Below are 18,637 nucleotides of genomic sequence, written 5' to 3'. Positions count from 1 at the left end.
GAGTTGACTATGAATCAAAAATATATGCTTTACATGTACTTGCTGAAAGCTAGAACGTTTATCGCGTTGCTGATTGTGGTGGGTTTTTTCAGCGTTATGGTCCCGAACTTTCTCACCACCTCTAACCTGCTGATCATGACACAACATGTGGCGATTACCGGTCTGCTGGCGATCGGCATGACGTTGGTGATCCTCACTAGTGGTATTGATCTGTCTGTCGGGGCAGTTGCGGGGATCTGCGGCATGGTAGCCGGGGCACTGTTGACCAATGGTATCCCGCTGTGGGGAGGCAATCTCCTGTTTCTCAACGTACCGGAAGTGATTGTGGTGGTGGCGTTGTTTGGCGTGCTGATTGGGTTTGTGAACGGGGTGGTGATTACTCGGCTTGGGGTTGCGCCGTTCATCTGTACCCTCGGCATGATGTACGTCGCCCGAGGTGCCGCGCTGCTGTTCAACGACGGCGGAACCTATGCCAATCTCAACGGTATACCAGCGTTGGGCAACACCGGTTTTGCGTTTCTTGGCTCCGGCTCTGTGTTAGGCATTTTTCTGCCGATCTGGCTGATGGTGATTTTCCTGTTGCTCGGTTTGTACCTGACGCGCAAAACCCCGTTGGGCCGTTATATCTACGCCATTGGCGGTAATGAATCTGCCGCCAGGCTGGCGGGGGTACCGATCATTAATGTGAAGATTTTTGTCTACGCCTTTTCCGGACTGTGTGCAGGGTTGGTGGGGTTGGTGGTGGCGTCTCAGTTGCAGACCGCTCACCCGATGACCGGCAACATGTTCGAAATGGACGCCATCGGCGCCACTGTATTGGGTGGCACGGCACTGGCCGGTGGGCGCGGGCGGGTCTCCGGATCGATAATCGGCGCGTTCGTCATCGTGTTTCTGGCCGACGGTATGGTGATGATGGGCGTCAGCGATTTCTGGCAGATGGTGATCAAAGGGCTGGTGATCGTCACCGCCGTGGTCATCGATCAGTTCCAGCAGCGTTTGCAAAACAAGGTAATCATGATGCGTCGTCATGAGAAAAAGCAGGCGGTTAATCCGCTATCCGAGGTGAGTCATGTCTAGGGATATCATCATTGCTCTGGATGAAGGCACCAGTAACGTGAAGGCGGTGGCGATTAACGCCAGCGGACAGGTGATCGCCAATACGTCTCAGCCACTGGCGCTGATTACACCTCAGGCCGGTTGGGTAGAGCAGGATGGTGAGGCATTGCTGGCAGGTTCCTTGGCGGTGGTGCGTGACGTGATCGCTCAGGTGGGGGAATGGCGTGTTGCCGCGCTGGCGATCAGTAACCAACGGGAGACTGTGATCGGCTGGCGACGGGACAATGGTCAACCTATTTCCCCTGCGTTGACCTGGCAATGCTCACGTTCCGCGCCGTTTTGCGAGCAACTCCAGTGTGATCGACAGGAGGAATGGATTCGCTCCGTGACCGGGTTACCCGTTGCGCCGCTATTCTCTGGTTCCAAGATGCGCTGGCTGCTGGACAACACGCCGGAGGGGCATGTGCGTGCCGCCAACGGAGAAATTTGTCTCGGCACTATTGATGCCTGGCTGTTATGGCATCTTACTGAGGGACAGCAATTTCGTTGCGATCTCTCCAATGCCGCGCGTACACAGTTACTGAATCTGCACCAGTTAACCTGGGATGACGGCATGCTGGCGCTGTTCGGCATTCCGCGAGCGGCATTACCGGATATTTCATCCTCGGCAGGGGATTTCGGTGTCACTCACGGCGTAGCTGGGATTGCGGACGGTATTCCGATTTTGGCGATGGTAGGCGATTCCCATGCCGCGCTTTATGGGCATGGTCTGGGACGAATGGGCGGCGTGAAGGCAACTTATGGCACTGGATCATCGGTCATGGCTCCCCTTGGCATGCCGGATACCCGCATTACTCAACTGGCGACCACGGTGGCCTGGCACGATGGCGCTCATCCGGTATATGGGCTGGAAGGCAATATTCCTCATACCGGCGATGGGGTGGCGTGGATGTTACAGGCGACCGGTTTTCATTCGTTACCAAAGGCGGAGTTGGCGGCGTTATTACAGACGCTGCCCGCCAGCATTGAGTCCACCGAGGGGGTCTATTTTGTTCCGGCGCTGACCGGGATGGGGGCACCCTGGTGGGACGGGCAAGCCCGAGGGGTGATCTGCGGCCTGAGCCGTGGTAGCGGACCGGTGCATCTGGCGCGTGCCGCACTGGAGGCGATTGCCTATCAGATTGCGGATGTGATTGAGGCCATGAAACAACATCCGGACTTTCATTTGAGCACATTGATGGTAGATGGCGGGCCGACGCGGAACCCCTGGCTGATGCAGTTCCAGGCGGATCTGTTGGGTTGTCCAGTGGCGCGCAGTGTCACCACCGAGCTGTCGGCGTTGGGGGCCGGGCTGCTGGCTCGTCGCATACTGGGCGGTTTGAGTGATACCCAACTGGAAGCGCTGTTGCCTGCTCATGATACCTGGCAACCAGATGAGGCGCGGCATCAGCATTATCAGACCTGTTGGCAAGGATGGCGCTCCGCGGTGCAACGCACACTATGGACGGGAGCGTAGCGTCTGACGATCCACGTTTAGCGCAATATTGGAGAGAGAAATGCAACGAAATTTTCAGGGCAAGATCGTCGTGATCACTGGCGCATGCCGGGGGATTGGCGCCGGGATTGCTGATCGTTTTGCGCATGAGGGCGCCAATCTGGTGATGGTGTCCAATGCCGAACGGGTGTTTGAAACTGCCGACCACCTTCGGGAACGCCATGATGTGGCGATACTCCCCTTGTTGGTGGACGTGACGGATGAGGCGCAGGTACAGAATCTGTATCAGCAGGCGTCAGCGCGTTTCGGTCATATCGATATTTCGGTGCAGAACGCTGGTGTGATCACCATCGATTATTTTGACCGAATGCCGAAGAGCGACTTCGAGCAAGTCCTGGCGGTGAACACCACCGGCGTCTGGTTGTGTTGCCGTGAAGCCGCGAAATATATGGTGAAGCAGCATAGCGGCTGTCTGATTAACACGTCTTCCGGTCAGGGACGCAAAGGGTTTGTCTATACACCACATTATGCGGCCAGCAAGATGGGCGTTATTGGCATTACCCAGAGTCTGGCGCAAGAGCTGGCGCCGTGGAATATCACGGTCAACGCGTTTTGTCCCGGTATTATCGACAGTGAAATGTGGGACTATAACGACCGGGTATGGGGGGAGATCCTCAGTACGGACGCCAAACGGTATGCCAAAGGCGAACTGATGGCGGAGTGGGTGGAGGGCATCCCCCTGAAGCGTGCGGGTAAACCCGAGGATGTGGCAGGGCTGGTAGCGTTTTTGGCTTCGGACGATGCCCGTTACATTACGGGACAGACCATTAACGTGGACGGTGGGTTAATCATGTCGTGAAGGATTGATTATCACCGTCGCACATCATGAAGAAGCCAGATAATCTGGCTTCTTCATGTTATCCCTTCAGTGCGGTGCCGCCTGTCCGGTTCGGCGCGCAATAAGTGGTTAGTCAGCGCGTTTGCGGGCTACAGCAGGATATTGCCGAGAATAAACCCAAAGATGACCGAGAGCGTAATTGTCAGCACGCCCGGAATAATGAACGAATGATTAAACACATATTTCCCGATGCGGGTTGATCCTGTGTCATCCATTTCTACGGCGGCCAGCAAGGTCGGGTAGGTTGGTAAGACGAACAGAGCGGATACCGCAGCGAACGACGCGACCGCTGTTACAGGAGAGACGCCAAGCAGCAATGCGGCAGGCATCAATGCTTTGGCTGTTGCAGCCTGCGAATAGAGCAGCATGGAGGCAAAAAACAATACGATAGCCAGCATCCATGGGTAGCTTTGCAAGAGTGTTCCCGCTGTTTCCTGAATATCGGTGATATGCGCTTTGACGAAGGTATCACCCAGCCAGGCGACACCCATCACGCAGACACACGCACTCATCCCTGATTTGAATGTACTGGCTGACAGCACTCTGCTGGTATCAATTTTACAGGTGATGCAGATAAGCGTGGCGATCGTCAGCATGAACACTACGATTGCTTCATTCCGTGGTAATACAGGATGAGCAATCAGCTTGACGGTATCGCTGATCGCCGTGGCATAAAACACAACGGCGATAATGCCGAGCAGGAATAACAGTACAGACAGTTTTGCACCGGGTTGTATCTCCAGTTTGCTTGTGCTGCGTAGCGTCACTTCGTGCTTTTTCAACCGTTCCAGATAAACCTCATCATCTTTCAACTCTTTACCCAAAAAGTTGGTGACGATGGCGGTCAGCAAGACGGCGGCCAGCGTGGTGGGAATACAAATGCCCAACAGCATCAGATAACTGACACCGTGCGGCTCCAGGATCCCGGCGACAAACACGACAGCCGCTGAAATAGGTGAGGCGGTAATCGCCACCTGAGAAGCGACAACGGCAATCGACAGTGGACGCGAAGGCCTTATTCCTTGTTCTTTCGCCACTTCTGCAATCACTGGCAGCGTAGAGAACGCGGTATGCCCCGTACCGGCCAGCAGTGTCATGAAATAGGTTACCAGCGGGGCCAGAAAGGTAACGTACTTAGGCTGACGACGCAGCAGTTTTTCAGCCAGACTGACGAGATAATCCATGCCGCCCGCCACTTGCATGGCGGCGATAGCGGCGATAACGGACATGATAATTTCGATGACATCAAAAGGGATCGCGCCCGGTTTTATGTGAAAGCCAAGAGTAAGAATCAAGACTCCCAGTCCTCCGGCAAAACCGATGCCAATACCACCAAGGCGTGCGCCCAGGTAGATGGCAAGCAGCACGACAATGAGTTCCAAGACCAGCATACAATGCTCCTTAAAACAATTTAATATACCCGTGATCTTTCAAGTTGCAGGTGCGTTGGTATCACTCAATTACTCGGCCTATCCCTGGGTTTTGCCTCTTCGAGGCCGCTGGAAGCAGCGTTTAACTCTGTTCTTGGCAGATTTGTCGCTCGAATTACTTACCTTGGTAAATGCATCGGGATTTCTTCACTTGCCACCTTCCTGCAACTCGAAATTTATTGGGTATATAGATATTATTTTGATTTTTATGGTTTTTTATTTTTCAGTAAAGGCACAGGAATTGAATACTCCTGTGCCAGCCGTGGTGATTAAGAAAAGGTAGTTAAACGGATTCTTTTTCGTCGGTGCAGCGTTTCGCCTTATAGGCCGGATGCATCAAGTTTTGGATAGAGAAGATATCATCCAGTTCGCTTTCGGTTAACAAGCCGCGTTCTAGTACCACTTCGCGTACGCTCTTACCGGTTTCGGCGCAGATTTTCCCGACGATATCGCCGTTATGATGACCGATGAACGGGTTCAGGTACGTCACGATACCGATGGAGTTGAAGACATATGCTTCGCACACGCTCTTATTGGCAGTAATGCCGTTGACGCATTTTTCCAGCAAGTTACAGCACGCATTCGACAGAATCTTGATGGATTCAAACATGGCTTGGCCGATAACCGGCTCCATGACGTTTAACTGTAGCTGACCCGCTTCTGCCGCCATCGTTACGCAAGTGTCATTACCAATAACTTTGAAGCACACCTGATTCACGACTTCCGGCACTACCGGGTTAACCTTGGCGGGCATAATGGAAGAACCGGCCTGCAATTCTGGCAGATTGATTTCGTTCAGACCGGCGCGCGGACCGGAAGAGAGTAGACGCAGGTCATTACAGATTTTCGACAGTTTTACGGCGAGACGTTTGAGTGCGCTGTGAACCATCACATAGGCACCGCAGTCGGACGTTGCTTCGATCAGATCTTCGGCAGGGACACAGGGTAATCCGCTGACTTTCGCCAGATGTTGTACCGCCAGGTGCTGGTACTCATCAGGGGTGTTCAAACGTGTACCGATGGCCGTTGCGCCCAGATTTACTTCCAGCAGCAGTTCTGCGGTACGCAGCAAGTTTTTGTTTTCTTCTTTCAGCAGGATGTTGAAAGCATGGAATTCCTGGCCCAGTGTCATCGGAACCGCATCCTGTAACTGGGTACGGCCCATTTTCAGGATAGTTTCAAATTCTTTGGCTTTACGCTCAAACCCTTGACCCAGTTGAGTGATCGCTTCCACCAGTTTCAGGATGGAGCTGTACACCGCGATGCGAAAGCCGGTCGGGTAGGCATCGTTGGTGGACTGGCATTTGTTCAGATGGTCGTTCGGATTGAGGTATTGATATTCGCCTTTTTTATGCCCCATCAACTCCAGACCAATGTTCGCCAGCACTTCATTGGTGTTCATATTTACTGATGTTCCCGCACCGCCTTGATAGACATCGACAGGAAACTGATCCAGGCATTTGCCGTTATTCAGTACTTCATCACAGGCTTGAATAATAGTGTCGGCAATTTTTCGTGGAATAGTTTTCAATTCCTGGTTTGCCAATGCTGCCGCTTTTTTCACCATCACCATGGCGCGCACAAATTCTGGAATATCACTGATTGTGTTGTCGCTAATATAAAAGTTTTCAATAGCCCGAAGTGTGTGGATCCCATAATACGCATTAGCAGGAACTTCACGAGTACCTAGCAGATCTTCTTCTATACGGATGTTATTTGACATAACCATTATTCCTTTAACTTACTTGATTACATTGGATAGTATTAAAATCGCGAGTCGTTAATCAGTCACATTTGGAGATACGGCTCGCTGATTCATAGGGTGATACTCAGCCATCACGATTTTTCAGAAAATCATGATTGGGTAATTATTTTCATCAGGATGACCAGCCCCGACAAACGCGGGCAATTAATCTGCATCCTTATATCTTTCAATTCGTAGGTGTGTTGGTTGTAGTGCTCCTAATTATTGAAGATGTAGTAAATATTCTATTCCGTGTTCTCTGGATCCATGGAAACCAGTTTTTCTATTCCCCGATTAAGGTTCTCCAGCTTTGGAATAAATACGGTTTTGATTATTTCATGTGTCACATCACAAGCTTCGTCAAAGAAAGCGCTGTACTCATCACGATGACCGACAATATACAGTGACCGTTTTATATTCAGTTGCTCTGGCATATGCGTCAAAACCTGTCGGGAATAGGTTTCTGATTGCAGAAAACTGATTGGGCTGGTCACAGCCCAGCCGATTCCTGCTGCCACCATCGACGTTAAAGTATCTGCGTTATCAAATTCGAGCATATTGGGGACACGAATATCGATTCTGCGTAGATAGCGTTCAATCTGCATGCCGATCTGTGAGTTTCGGTTAAACCTTACCAGCGGTAACGCGGCAGATAGTTCACGAATATCTTCTATTGTCTTGATACGTTTGCGGTAATCTGGGGGTGTAATAATGAAGTAACCTTCAGAGAACAGGCGATAACGCACCACGCTGTCGGTATCTATCAATGGATCGCTGGTGACGATAAGATCCAGTTCACGCCGCATCAGTGCTTCACCCTGCTGTGGGCTTAATCCGGTACGAATCAGCAACTGGGATGAACTCTTCATCAGGCGTTTTGTGAACACCGAGCCGCAAGTGATGGCAAAGGAGTCGACCAGACCGATGCGCAGGTCGGGTTTGATCCCTTTCCCAGCTTCCAGCACCTGTGCTTTCAGATTGGCGATCTCTTCGGTCAGTATTTCTCCCCGATTTTTCAATGCAATGCCATACGGCGTTAACACCACCGGGCGTCTTGCCCGATTGACCAACATGACGCCAAAATCCTCTTCCAATAGTCTGATCGTTTGCGAGACGGCAGACGGCGTCAGGCCTAATCGAGTCGCTGCCGCAGTCATGCTGCCTGCTTCCGCCATCGTCACAAAGACGTGGACGGCATACATATCGATCGATTTATTGGCTGACATTGTTCGTTTAACCATTTTTGTATTGTCTGCGGTGCAAGGTTCATGCTTGTTGAAGCACTGAGGTAAACCGGTAGTTTACCTCATAATGTCCTGCTGGCAGATGTGGTAACTGATGCCAGCTTAATAGGCTCATTTCAAAAAAAACACAGAACATATCACTGATTAATTTTTTCTTATAACTAGGTGTAGTTAATCTGAAGTTAGGGTGGGAATGTGGCGTTCGGCCTGTTTACGGATTTCCAGCAGAGCCTGGATGAGGTGTGCGGTGGCGTTGAGTTGGGCGAGGTTTTCCGGTGGAATGGTGATGTCGTTTTCCAGCGTGTCGCCGAGGTAGTGGAGGCCGCGGCATAGGCCTTCGACGGATTCGGCGGCAATGGCACCGAGGTCGCAGAGTTGGACGTGATCGAGCTGTGAAAGGGGAGCGAGGCGATCAGGTCGCGGAAAAGGGTGATGGAGTTGTTGGAGTTTGTGGCGTGTGTGTCCGTTATGATTGTGTCTTCCATTGCTAGATATTTATGTCATCACGCCTTCAGGTTCCAAACTAAAGGTATGACCCAGACAGGTTTGGAACTCCGGATCTAGCGACCGGCCAACCTTGCGGTTGCCCTGCCTGAGCCACGAATAAAAGTGTGCACGTAGCCCCTGAAAAAACAAAGCGTTTTCAGTTCTAGATGTTCGGGGATTCCAAGCCCGACCGAGGGTGTTGCCGCAGTACGTTTACTTTATTCTGGCGGCGTGAATAGTGAAAGTGGTTGGATGGATTTACAACAGTGCTGTAGCCGGATTTGTAATGCGGTTCGCAAAAGCGAAGTAAAAGCCCGTAGCTGCCAGTCCGAGATATACGGGTCGACCACAGGGGTGAGGCGTCCCGCCGGGAGCCTCCCCCTGTGTTTCCCCTAATATGCAGCAGTGGTGTGTCTTTAGGCTTGTTGGCTACGGCGCGTTCGGCTTTGATCTGCGCCAGCAGTGCTTACTTAGCGAATTATGGAGAAAGCGGGTGAACGGATGGTGTGGGCTAACAATGCATGTTAAGGCTACAGCGATGCCTAATGAGCGGTCTTAGTCTTCACTTTCGGTAAGAAAATGTCGTGGTCTGCTCATCATATTAAACCTATTTTATTGTATATACACAATGATATTTTATTTATTAATTGTATATATAATATTAATTACTGCATAATACATTTCATATTTAATATAAAAGGTATGGCGTATGTGGGATAAAAATCTACAAATCAAGCAGGTAGATAAAATTATTACTGAACTGAACTCCCGCAAAAAGATCCGCTTCCCTAAAAAGGGATGGATTAACTTGATTCGTACCTCGTTGGGTATGAGTACCCGCGCCCTTGGAGAACGAATTGGATTAAGTCAGTCTCGGGTTTCGCTTATTGAGAAGGGCGAAGTTGAGGGCTCACTCACGTTAAACACCCTTGAGAAGGTCGCTGAGGGGCTGAATTGTGATGTGGTTTATTATTTTGTACCAAAAGAGGGCGATACGCTTGAAGGGTTAAGAGAGAAACAGGCTTTCAAAAAAGCCGATTTTCTTAACAGCTACACTGAAATTCATATGTCCCTGGAAAAGCAGTCGACTTCGCCAACTTTCCAGAGCACCAATAGAGACAAGATTAAAGAAGAACTTCTCAAAAAATGGCCACGTGATTTCTGGGATATAAAATGAGCGAAGGAATCAACGATAATCTGCCTGATGGTGCGACTGAACTCAGCCCAGATGATCTGGTAGGCCTTATTCCTTCTTATATCGAAACGCGAGAGGATCTGAATGAGTTCGAAAAATCTAACATACAACAAGCACTAACTTGGTTTAGCAGGCAAAAATTGACCTATACGGATGTTTTAACAGTAGATTTTTGCTTGCAGTTGCACTTTCAGATGTTTAATAAAACGTGGGAATGGGCAGGCCACTTACGGCAGAAAGAGGTGAACATCGGCAACACTCCACCACATATGATTTCTACGCAAGTACGGAATATTCTGGATAACGTCAAATTCTGGGTTGAAAATGAAACATTTCCGGTCGATGAGATTTGCCTGCGATTGCACCGGGATATTGTTTGGGTCCATCCTTTTCCCAATGGGAATGGACGCCATTCACGCATATTTTGTGATGCCTTACGCGTTGTTTTGGGCTCAGGATTCTTTACATGGGGCAATGCTGGAAATGACCTGGTTTCACCGGATCAGCACCGGAAAGCGTATATTGACGCATTAAGAGAAGCTGACCGTGGGCAGTATGCTCGGCTAATCATCTTTGCCACGTTATCCTGAATTCAGAATTTACGTCTGATTCGATTAAGGTAAATTGTCGCATGGCATGTTCTCCGTGCATCCGGTATGACAACACCAAAAAGCATGTTACGGCATAAGTGAAAGGGGGATAGGTGGGCATCAGCCCCGGCACTGATTGCCGGGGGAATATTTTTAATCTTTCTTCAGTTTCGCCTGTTTCAGTGCGGAAAGCAGTCGCTCTTTATCGTGTTTACTGAGGTTTTTCTGGGAAACGACATGCATAAAGTGGCTGTAGGTCAGACTATTCATATTGCCGTCTTTACGTAGTGTTTGGGCAATCTGTTGCAGAATGCTGCCATTGAGTTTGCCAAGCTGGACCCGAATATCGGCCAGTGGTCGAGGTTGCCAACCTTGTTCCGGCACGGCCAGCCAGTCGGCGCGGTAGCGATACTGAATGGCTTTGGCTGCATCCATTTGCGTCTGGATGAAAGGCGCTATCGAGTTGGCATCCAGCCCATATTGCGTGGCTTGTTGACGGCCAGCTTCGAGGACTTTGGCTTCTTGTTGTAAATCTTCTATCGCCAGATGGTGTTCGGCTTTATATCCTGCCACGTCTTTCATATAGCTCAGACGCTGGTCAATGAGCGACGACAAATCGGGTGTCGCACTGGCAAAAACACTGGTACTGATGAGGCAGGTTAAAAGGCACATTTTCCGTAACATATTGGCTCCTGGGTGGTGAGAGAAAGAAAACAGGCAGGCGATAATAACGTTGTATTGTTACATCCCCAATTAATCAAACCAGCCAATAAGTAACAAAAAGTATGATTGCTTTTCTAAGTTTATCATGTGCTAAAAATCACCCGTTTTTACTTTTTCTGTGGCGATAATATGGGGGGCCGTGGTATCGATTTTTCTCAAGGCAAAGAGCATTCCTATACCGGCCAGCAGGGAAATGGTAATGGCGATATGCAGGAATAACGTTATGGGCAATGAATAGTGTTCTGACAAAAACAGGAACAACCACATAAACGGTAGAATGGATTGGTTCAGCAGCACCATGATTGAAGAAACACTGGCCAGTTTTTCATGGGGGATAATGGCAATACGCATAACACGCATAATGTTACCGGTGAATACTTTGCCCGCGGTACTCAGTGAGTAGAAAATGAGAAACGCGATCAAATTATTCAGCGTTCGGGATAGCAGTAGGGAAGACACAATAATGGTACAAAGTCCAATAAATAACAGACTCTCTTTGTTTAATCGATTTATTAGTGTGCTATAAAAAAATGTTGCCAGGAAACCAATCGCACCAGCACACATGTCAATCAGGCCAAAATATTTTACTGGCAATACCATGCTGGTTTCTATTACTGCTGATCCAGCGGATTCAATTAACCCATCAAACATATTATTACCCATAACAAGTAACACCATTAAAAGAATAAACGGTTTTTTCAATATAGTGAGTAAGGAAATGAAAGATGGATGGGCAATGAAATCGCTGACATTTGATGCGGGAGTCATTTTGAAAGTAAGAAAATAGTAAGCGTTACATAAATAGAGTGTTGCTGCGATGAACAGCAGTGTCATAAAACCGTATTCATAAAGCAGCATACCCAATAACGGGCCTACGACCATGCCGAGTAAGTCCAACCGTGTCAGCCGGTTTGAATCCCGTTCGATATGATGGCTGAGTGTGGCGATCAATTTTTCAAATGAGACGATGGTCTGAGCATTGCCAATGGATATAGCTGCGCCGAGCAGGCCAGCGGTCACGGCGATGGTTAATGGTTGGTCCGCGAAGTTCAACACCAGGCAGAGCAATAAACAACCCAATGATTTGATAGCATCGGTAGCAATCGATATCGGTCTGACGCCCCAACGATCGATAAATGATCCCAATGTCGGAATCAGAATAATTCTGGGAAGCCACCATAAAGCGTAAGCGAGGCCGGAATAGGTTAGACTTTGTGTCTCGGTATAAACCAATACCGGGATAAGAAAAACCATTAAACCATCGGCAATAAAAACCAGAGATAAAAAAGAGAGTAAAACACGATTCATGATTTAATTACCAATGATATTTCTCATCAGGTTAATTTTTTTAATTAAAAAAATAACTTAATCCAGTATTGCACAAAAGTGAAACGCGCGATAAGCGGGAAATAAGTCGGCTTTACAGATTATACCTAATATAGTGACTTGTGGTGTGGAAAGTAAATATCAATTTATTGAGTTGGCCATATTTATCTGTTGCGGATTAAAACCATTTACTTGCTTATTATAAAATTAGCCTATAGCCATAGGAAATTCGTCTGGAATTAATATATGCCCTTTATCCTCATCATACTTCAAGTTGCATGCGCGTTGGCTGCACTCACGCATCTGAACACTTACTTGAGTAAGCTCCTGGGGATTCACTTTGTTGCTGCCTTCCTACAACTTGAGTTATCTGAGGTATAACAATAGGTGCTATAAAAGATAATGTTTTTACTCCACATAGTGTCACAGAGCTGTGTCAGGCTAAATGTTTTGAGGTCATACTTTATTTACAGTAATAGGAGAAAAGTGTGGACTTTCTGAGCTTCGAACAGGATTTAAGCCGTTATATAGCGCAGCGGTTGACGGATTCAAAAGATGGCGCACACGATTATAGCCATCTGGTGCGGGTGGTAAACAATGCCCGACGTATTCAGCAAACGGAAGGTGGCGACTTGCGGGTGATTATCACGGCCAGTTATTTGCACGATATTATTTCACTGCCGAAGAATCATCCTGAACGCAAAAACGGATCGCGAATGGCCGCGGAAGAAACCCTGCGGATTTTGCGTACCGAATTTCCCCATTTTCCAGCCACGCTCTACCGTGCGGTATCTCATGCGGTGGCGGCGCATAGCTACAGTGCTGGCATAACACCGGAAACGCTGGAAGCGAAAATTGTACAGGATGCCGATCGGTTGGATTCGCTTGGGGCATTGGGCCTGGCTCGGGTGTTCTATGTGGCAGGGCTGATGGAAAGACCGTTGTTTGAACCGCAAGATCCCTTTGCGTTTGATCGTCCGCTGGATGATCAATCCTATACGCTCGATCATTTCCGGGTGAAACTGCTGGGGTTGCCGCAAACCATGCATACCGTGGAAGGGAAACGCATTGCCCGGGTTAATGCGGCGTATCTGGTGGATTTTCTGGCCAAGCTGGCCGGTGAGATTGGCGCTGATCCGCTTGAATCGGACGCTAAAGTCCGTGAACGCCTCTTTTCATTGCATCCCTGACGGTGATGTTGCGATCGGTTCCGATCGCGTCCGTTCCCCTGATTTGTTCCAGGGAAACGGGTGTAGTATCAATTCTATTTTTGCCCGTAATAGGCGTTAGCGCCATGTTTTCGCAGGTAATGCTTATCCAGCAGGCTGGATTGCATCGGGCCGATTGCGGGTGTCAGTTGGCGGGAAAAAATGCCCATATAAGCGCACTCTTCCAGCACGACGGCATTGTGTACTGCATTAGCGGCATTGCTTCCCCAGGCAAAAGGGCCGTGGGCGTTGACCAGCACCGCGGGAATCTGTAGCGGGTCGATACCGCGATTGACGAACGTTTCGATAATGACATCGCCGGTGGCTCGCTCGTAGTCGCCATGAATTTCGTCATCGGTCATCAGCCGGGTACAGGGGATAGCACCGTAAAAGTAATCGGCGTGAGTGGTTCCCCAGGCGGGTAAATCCAGCCCGGCCTGTGCCCAGATGGTGGCATGGCGGGAGTGGGTGTGCACAATACCACCGATGCCGGGAAACCGTTGATAGAGTGCCAGATGGGTGGCGGTATCGGATGACGGTTTTTTGTCACCTTCCACCACTTTCCCGCTGTCCAGATCCACCACCACCATGTCTTCGGCGTTCATCTGTTCATATTCCACACCGGAAGGTTTGATTATCATCCGCCCGGCATGCCGGTCGACGGCACTGACGTTACCCCAGGTAAAGGTGACCAGATGATGTCGGGGTAACATCAGGTTGGCTTCCCATACCTGCTGTTTCAGTTGCTCTAACATGTGAAACCTCCTTCCTGCATGCGAGTTTCAATCCACCGGCGGGCATTGATGATTTCCAGTAGTGGCTCGCTGGATTTTTCCGTCCACATCTCAATCAGGAATGCACCGCGGTAATTGAGCTTTTTCAGGTTGCGAAACAAACCGACAAAATCGACACAGCCTTGCCCGAAAGGTACATCGCGGAATTGCCCTTGCGAGGTGGCGGTAACCGGGTGAGTATCTTTCAGATGGATGGCAGCAATACGGTCGATACCGAGTGTCAGCTCATGGGGGATGTCGTTGCCCCAGGCGGTGAGATTGCCGATATCAGGGTAAACACTGAACCACGGGGAAGATAAGCGCCGATCCCATTCTTTCCATTTGGTAATTGAGTTTATGAATTCGGTATCCATGATTTCCACCGCCAACATCACTTGTGCGGCGGCCGCTTTTTCCACCGCCCAGGTCAGTCCTTCAGCGAACCGTTGTTGGGTGCCGTCATCCTGCTGTTCGTAATAAACATCATAGCCGGCCAGCTGAATAGTGCGAATGCCGATATCCCGCGCCAGTTGAATTGCTTGCAGCATGATCTCCCGCGCCCGTTCACGCACGGCTTCATCTCGGCTGCCGAACGGATAACGACGGTGTGCCGACAAGCACATGGACGGAATGGTGACGCCGCTTTCCAGAATGGCGCTGACCAGTGTGGCGCGCTGTTCCCGTGTCCAGTTCAGGCGGGACAATCGCTCGTCGGTTTCATCTACCGACATTTCCACGAAGTCAAAACCGCAGCTTTTTGCCAGTGCCAATCGCTCCGGCCAGGTAAGGTTTTTTGGTAAAGCCTTTTCATAGATGCCTAACGGATGCTGTCTCATGGCGGTTAACCCCAGATAGAACAAATGTGCTGATGAAAATCGGCTGCCACGGCGGGCGGATCAACGGCATCGGAGAGTGCCCGGCCAGCGATGAACGCCCGCACCGGAATATCCCTGAACAGCGCCAGATCCGCCGGTGTAATACCGCCGGTAATAGAAAGCTCGATACCCAGCTCAGCAAGTGACGTCATGGCGTTCAGATCGTCTTTGCTCCAGGTTTGCCCGCTAGCCTGAGCATCACGCCCGCGATGGTAGATCGCCTGTTTCACGCCGATATCCCGCCAGGTTTCGGCGTCGTTGAGTGTCCAGCGCCCGAACAGTTCGATCTGGATTTCCCCCTGATACTGCTGGGCGATGTCATGCGCACGTTCCACGGTTGCCAGCGGCGCAGCGCAGATCACGGTCATCCAGTTGGCCCCAGCGTCAAATGCCTGTTTGGCTAGCGTTTCTCCGGCATCCGCCACTTTCAGGTCCGCCACAATAATATGGTCAGGACAACGTTCGCGCAGATGGCGAACCACCCGAATGCCCTGAGAAATACAGAGAATGGTGCCCGCTTCGATAATGTCGACATGCGGCTTCAATGTTTCGGTGGTCTGTAACGCGGCGTCAAGGCTGGTATGGTCCAGGGCCAGTTGCAGCAATGGTCGACTCATGATGGTGTACTCCTTGGGGTAGTCAGTACGGCGCATCGAGTGTGGTAATCCTGTAGCGCCTCAATGAGAAACTGGTAGTGCGCCAGCTTGTGCCGATAAGCGCTCTGGGCGTGATGATCAGGTTCGATCACACTGACCGGATGGCGCAGGTGTGCTTGCGCATTGGCAAAATCCGGATAGGCGCCGCTACCGACCAGCGCGGCCAGCGCCGCACCCAGACAGCCGGTTTCTTCCACTTGTGGCCGTTCTACTGGCAGACCACTGACATCGGCGAAGATCTGCATCCACACGTCGGAATGTGCCGGTCCGCCGGTCACACGTAGTGTGGTGGCGCGGTTAAAACGTTCGCGCATTCGTTGCAGGTGCGTCATGTGGCTGAAAATCACCCCTTCGTAGACTGCCTGTAACAGATGTTCTCGCTGGTGGATTGATTGCAGGCCGTAAAACCCGGCGGTCATTTCCAGCCCGGCATTGCTGCCATAGAGAAAGGGAATAAACAGTACGTCACTACCCGCTTTGGGCAGGCTGGCAACAGTCCGATTGATTTCATCGAAACCGCTGATACCCCATTGGTGCGTCAGCCACTCCAGATTGGCGGATGAGGTGGGGCTGGCTTCATGCACGATGTATTGCCCCGGCGTGACATAACGGCCATAAACATAGGGATGGGGTTCATTACTGAGAATGCTGTCGGTCAGGCCGCTGGTCACCGCCCAGGTACCCATCACGGCGTTTAGCGCCGATTCATCTTTCAGACCCGCGCACAATGCGGTGGAAACCACGTCAAACAGACCGCCGACCACCGGTGTGCCGGCGGCGAGTCCGGTTCGGGCGGCCACGTCGCGGGTGACTTCACCACAGACTTCCGCCGAGCCGACCACCGGCGGCAGGACATCACTGATTTCCTCAATACCTAGCCAACAGGCAAGAGTGGGGTGATAACGGCCTTCCTCCATATGGTAGAGATTGGACTCGGAGATATTGGTTTCTTCACAACCTTGTTGACCGGTAAGGCAAAACCGCAAATAGTCATGGGCCATCATGACGGCGCCAATCTGGTGGTAGCGTTCCGGCTGATGTAGCTTGACCCAGCGCAGCAGTGAAACCGGATGGCCGGTCCACAGTGTCTGGCGGGTCAGCGGATAAAGTTTTCGGGGGATATCATCACGCTGCCAGTTTTGCACAATGGTGATGGCCCGACGATCGGACGATAGGATGGCATTCCCCAGTGGCCGCTGTTGTTTATCCAGCAAAAATAATCCCTTGCCTTGCGCTGAGATCCCAATCGCGCGGATCTGATCTCCCGCTACCTGATGGTATTGCAGTACGTCGGCGATGGTTTCTGCGCAGATGGACCATAGTTGGTTCATATCACGTTCCGCCCAGCCGGGATGGTTACTGATGACCGGCAAGGGGCGGCGGCTAATGCCGCGTTCTTGTCCTTGTTTGTCATACAGTCCGGCTTTCAGGTAAGTGCCGCCGCAGTCGATGCCTAACCAGTAGTCCATGATCGTTACCTTGTTTCAGCGCCCTGCGGGTGTGATTCGCCAATATGTTCAGGAGCAGTGCGTGAAGATGACGCGGCGGTATGCGGCTGATCGCAGCGGGCCGGCAGCAGCAGCGCCAGTAGCGCGGCAACTGCCAGTGACAGCGCCAGGCAGTAGACTCCCGCATCTTTGCTGTAGTAGGTAATCAGCAGGCCAACAGCATAGGGGCCGCAGAAACCGCCCAGATTTCCCAGCGCATTGATGACACCGCGTGCTCCCCCGGCCAATTCGGCATTGAATAACCGGGCCGGGATAGTCCAGAACACTCCGGCAGCGGCTTGCAGGAATACGCCACAGCCCACCAGTGCGGCGTAGGACCACCAGATGTGTTGTTTCAGAACCACGGAAAGGAGCATGCACAGAGCAAAACCCAGCAAGGGTAGAAAGATGAAAACCTTACGTTTGCCGGAACGATCCGAGAGTAATGAGATGGCGTACATTCCCAGCATGGCGCCGACGAATGGTAGAATCGCCAACATTCCCACTTTCTCCATGCCAGAGTGTGTCAATCCTTTGAGGATGGTGGGTAGCCACAGGGTGTAGCCGTAAATTCCAGTCTGGTAGAAGAAGTTCAGTACAATCAATTGCCAGATGATGGGTTCAGACAGTACTGTTCCCAGCGAGGCATTTTTGATGTTGTTGCTGGCGATGGTGTGCTGCTCTTCTTCCAGTACGCGGATAAGCCAGTTTTTCTCGGCGGGTGTTATCCAACGGGCTTCTTGCGGACGGTCGCTGACAGTGAGTATCCACAGTGTCAGTATCACGATGGAGAGCAGGCCTTCAATAATGAATAACCAGCGCCAGTCCAGTGTGGCGATAATCCAGCCTGAAAGCGGGGAAGTCACCATACCGGCAATCGGCACGAACATGATGACAATGGCGTTGGCCCGGCCCCGCTCTTTATCGGGGAACCAGTTGCTAATCATGGTCAGTACCACGGGTAACATGCCGCCTTCCGCCACGCCGAGTGCGAAGCGCAGTGTCAGGAGTTGCCAGGCATGGGTAACCAGTCCGGTGAGTATGGAAATAATTGCCCAGGCCACCAGCGACCAACCGATAAAATTTTTGCCACTGCCATGTACTGCGATTTTGCCGCCGGGAACCTGTAAAAACAGATAACCAATAAAAAAGATACCGCCTGCCAGCCCAGCCATTGACGCGGTAATGCCTAATTCCTGGTCCATACCGCCCGGCATCGCGAAAGCGATATTCACGCGGTCCATATAGGAAATAATACAGGTAATCAGAATCGGTGGAATAATCCTCAGCCAGCGATGGTGAGGAATAGTATTTTGTAGTGCTGTTGCGTTCATATTCATATTACTCCATGCCATGTTATTTTCTTTTATCAATACGGAGATGCGTTATATTCCCATCTGATGGAAATGAACTGCTATGAAGCTGCCCGGAAATAAAGCAGGGCAAATGAA

The 18,637-nt window shown here is 50.8% G+C and carries 16 protein-coding genes and 1 pseudogene; 6 read left to right on the top strand and 11 right to left on the bottom strand.

Going from position 1 to position 18,637, the window contains the following annotated elements; all coding sequences use genetic code 11:
- Window positions 1–9: 9 nt before the first annotated feature.
- From RS889_RS20925 to RS889_RS20915, 3 genes are read left to right on the top strand one after another with little or no spacing between them, the layout of a single operon-like run.
- Entirely contained in the window at window positions 10–1,077 is a 1,068-nt protein-coding gene (locus RS889_RS20925) for an ABC transporter permease (protein ID WP_315708594.1), read from the top strand.
- Window positions 1,070–2,572, top strand: coding sequence for an FGGY family carbohydrate kinase (locus RS889_RS20920; protein WP_315708593.1), 1,503 nt, complete (start codon window positions 1,070–1,072; stop codon window positions 2,570–2,572). Before RS889_RS20925 ends, RS889_RS20920 begins: the two co-directional genes overlap by 8 nt.
- A gap of 40 nt (window positions 2,573–2,612) precedes the next feature.
- Entirely contained in the window at window positions 2,613–3,410 is a 798-nt protein-coding gene (locus RS889_RS20915; RefSeq protein WP_315708592.1) for an SDR family oxidoreductase, read from the top strand.
- Window positions 3,411–3,538: 128 nt separating this feature from the next.
- On the opposite strand, the gene RS889_RS20910 is transcribed toward RS889_RS20915, so the two are convergent.
- The 4 genes and pseudogenes from RS889_RS20910 to RS889_RS20895 all read right to left on the bottom strand — a co-directional run bounded on the left by RS889_RS20910 (window position 3,539) and on the right by RS889_RS20895 (window position 8,337).
- On the bottom strand, window positions 3,539–4,840 hold the full coding sequence (locus RS889_RS20910; protein WP_021014249.1) for an anaerobic C4-dicarboxylate transporter: 1,302 nt from the start codon (window positions 4,838–4,840) through the stop codon (window positions 3,539–3,541).
- Window positions 4,841–5,162: 322 nt separating this feature from the next.
- A complete protein-coding gene (gene aspA / locus RS889_RS20905; RefSeq protein ID WP_021014250.1) occupies window positions 5,163–6,602 on the bottom strand; it encodes an aspartate ammonia-lyase in 1,440 nt (479 codons plus the stop codon).
- Window positions 6,603–6,868: 266 nt separating this feature from the next.
- Complete coding sequence (locus tag RS889_RS20900; protein ID WP_315708591.1) at window positions 6,869–7,864, bottom strand: LysR family transcriptional regulator; 996 nt, start codon at window positions 7,862–7,864, stop codon at window positions 6,869–6,871.
- 174 nt (window positions 7,865–8,038) lie between these two features.
- Window positions 8,039–8,337: pseudogene (locus tag RS889_RS20895) on the bottom strand (hypothetical protein).
- A gap of 725 nt (window positions 8,338–9,062) precedes the next feature.
- Here RS889_RS20895 and RS889_RS20890 point away from each other — a divergent pair.
- Complete coding sequence (locus RS889_RS20890; protein WP_315708590.1) at window positions 9,063–9,530, top strand: mobile mystery protein A; 468 nt, start codon at window positions 9,063–9,065, stop codon at window positions 9,528–9,530.
- Window positions 9,527–10,138, top strand: a complete 612-nt coding sequence (locus RS889_RS20885; protein ID WP_315708589.1) for a mobile mystery protein B — start codon at window positions 9,527–9,529, stop codon at window positions 10,136–10,138. Before RS889_RS20890 ends, RS889_RS20885 begins: the two co-directional genes overlap by 4 nt.
- A gap of 153 nt (window positions 10,139–10,291) precedes the next feature.
- Here RS889_RS20885 and RS889_RS20880 read toward each other — a convergent pair whose 3' ends face one another.
- Both RS889_RS20880 and RS889_RS20875 read right to left on the bottom strand, forming a co-directional pair.
- The gene (locus RS889_RS20880; protein ID WP_021014254.1) at window positions 10,292–10,822 is read right to left on the bottom strand and encodes a chorismate mutase; all 531 of its coding nucleotides are present in this window, start codon (window positions 10,820–10,822) and stop codon (window positions 10,292–10,294) included.
- Between the two features lie 129 nt (window positions 10,823–10,951).
- Window positions 10,952–12,169 (bottom strand): MFS transporter, encoded by a 1,218-nt coding sequence (locus RS889_RS20875; protein ID WP_315708588.1) that lies wholly within the window; start codon window positions 12,167–12,169, stop codon window positions 10,952–10,954.
- 506 nt (window positions 12,170–12,675) lie between these two features.
- On the opposite strand from RS889_RS20875, the gene RS889_RS20870 reads away from it, so the two are divergent.
- Entirely contained in the window at window positions 12,676–13,377 is a 702-nt protein-coding gene (locus RS889_RS20870) for a phosphohydrolase (RefSeq protein ID WP_315708587.1), read from the top strand.
- A gap of 74 nt (window positions 13,378–13,451) precedes the next feature.
- On the opposite strand, the gene araD is transcribed toward RS889_RS20870, so the two are convergent.
- From araD to RS889_RS20845, 5 genes are read right to left on the bottom strand one after another with little or no spacing between them, the layout of a single operon-like run.
- The gene (araD, locus tag RS889_RS20865) at window positions 13,452–14,150 is read right to left on the bottom strand and encodes an L-ribulose-5-phosphate 4-epimerase (RefSeq protein WP_021014257.1); all 699 of its coding nucleotides are present in this window, start codon (window positions 14,148–14,150) and stop codon (window positions 13,452–13,454) included.
- The gene (locus RS889_RS20860; protein ID WP_315708586.1) at window positions 14,144–15,004 is read right to left on the bottom strand and encodes an L-ribulose-5-phosphate 3-epimerase; all 861 of its coding nucleotides are present in this window, start codon (window positions 15,002–15,004) and stop codon (window positions 14,144–14,146) included. The genes araD and RS889_RS20860 overlap by 7 nt, the downstream gene beginning before the upstream one ends.
- Window positions 15,005–15,009: 5 nt before the next feature.
- Entirely contained in the window at window positions 15,010–15,660 is a 651-nt protein-coding gene (ulaD, locus tag RS889_RS20855; protein ID WP_021014259.1) for a 3-keto-L-gulonate-6-phosphate decarboxylase UlaD, read from the bottom strand.
- On the bottom strand, window positions 15,657–17,171 hold the full coding sequence (locus RS889_RS20850) for an FGGY-family carbohydrate kinase (protein ID WP_315711142.1): 1,515 nt from the start codon (window positions 17,169–17,171) through the stop codon (window positions 15,657–15,659). Before RS889_RS20850 ends, ulaD begins: the two co-directional genes overlap by 4 nt.
- Window positions 17,172–17,173: 2 nt before the next feature.
- On the bottom strand, window positions 17,174–18,526 hold the full coding sequence (locus RS889_RS20845) for an MFS transporter (RefSeq protein ID WP_315708585.1): 1,353 nt from the start codon (window positions 18,524–18,526) through the stop codon (window positions 17,174–17,176).
- Window positions 18,527–18,637 lie beyond the last annotated feature (111 nt).

Origin of the sequence: Brenneria uluponensis (assembly GCF_032395385.1) — a bacterium.
Lineage (GTDB): Bacteria > Pseudomonadota > Gammaproteobacteria > Enterobacterales > Enterobacteriaceae > Prodigiosinella > Prodigiosinella aquatilis.
Note: the sequence above shows the minus strand (reverse complement) of the source record. Positions and strands in the feature narration are given on the sequence as shown.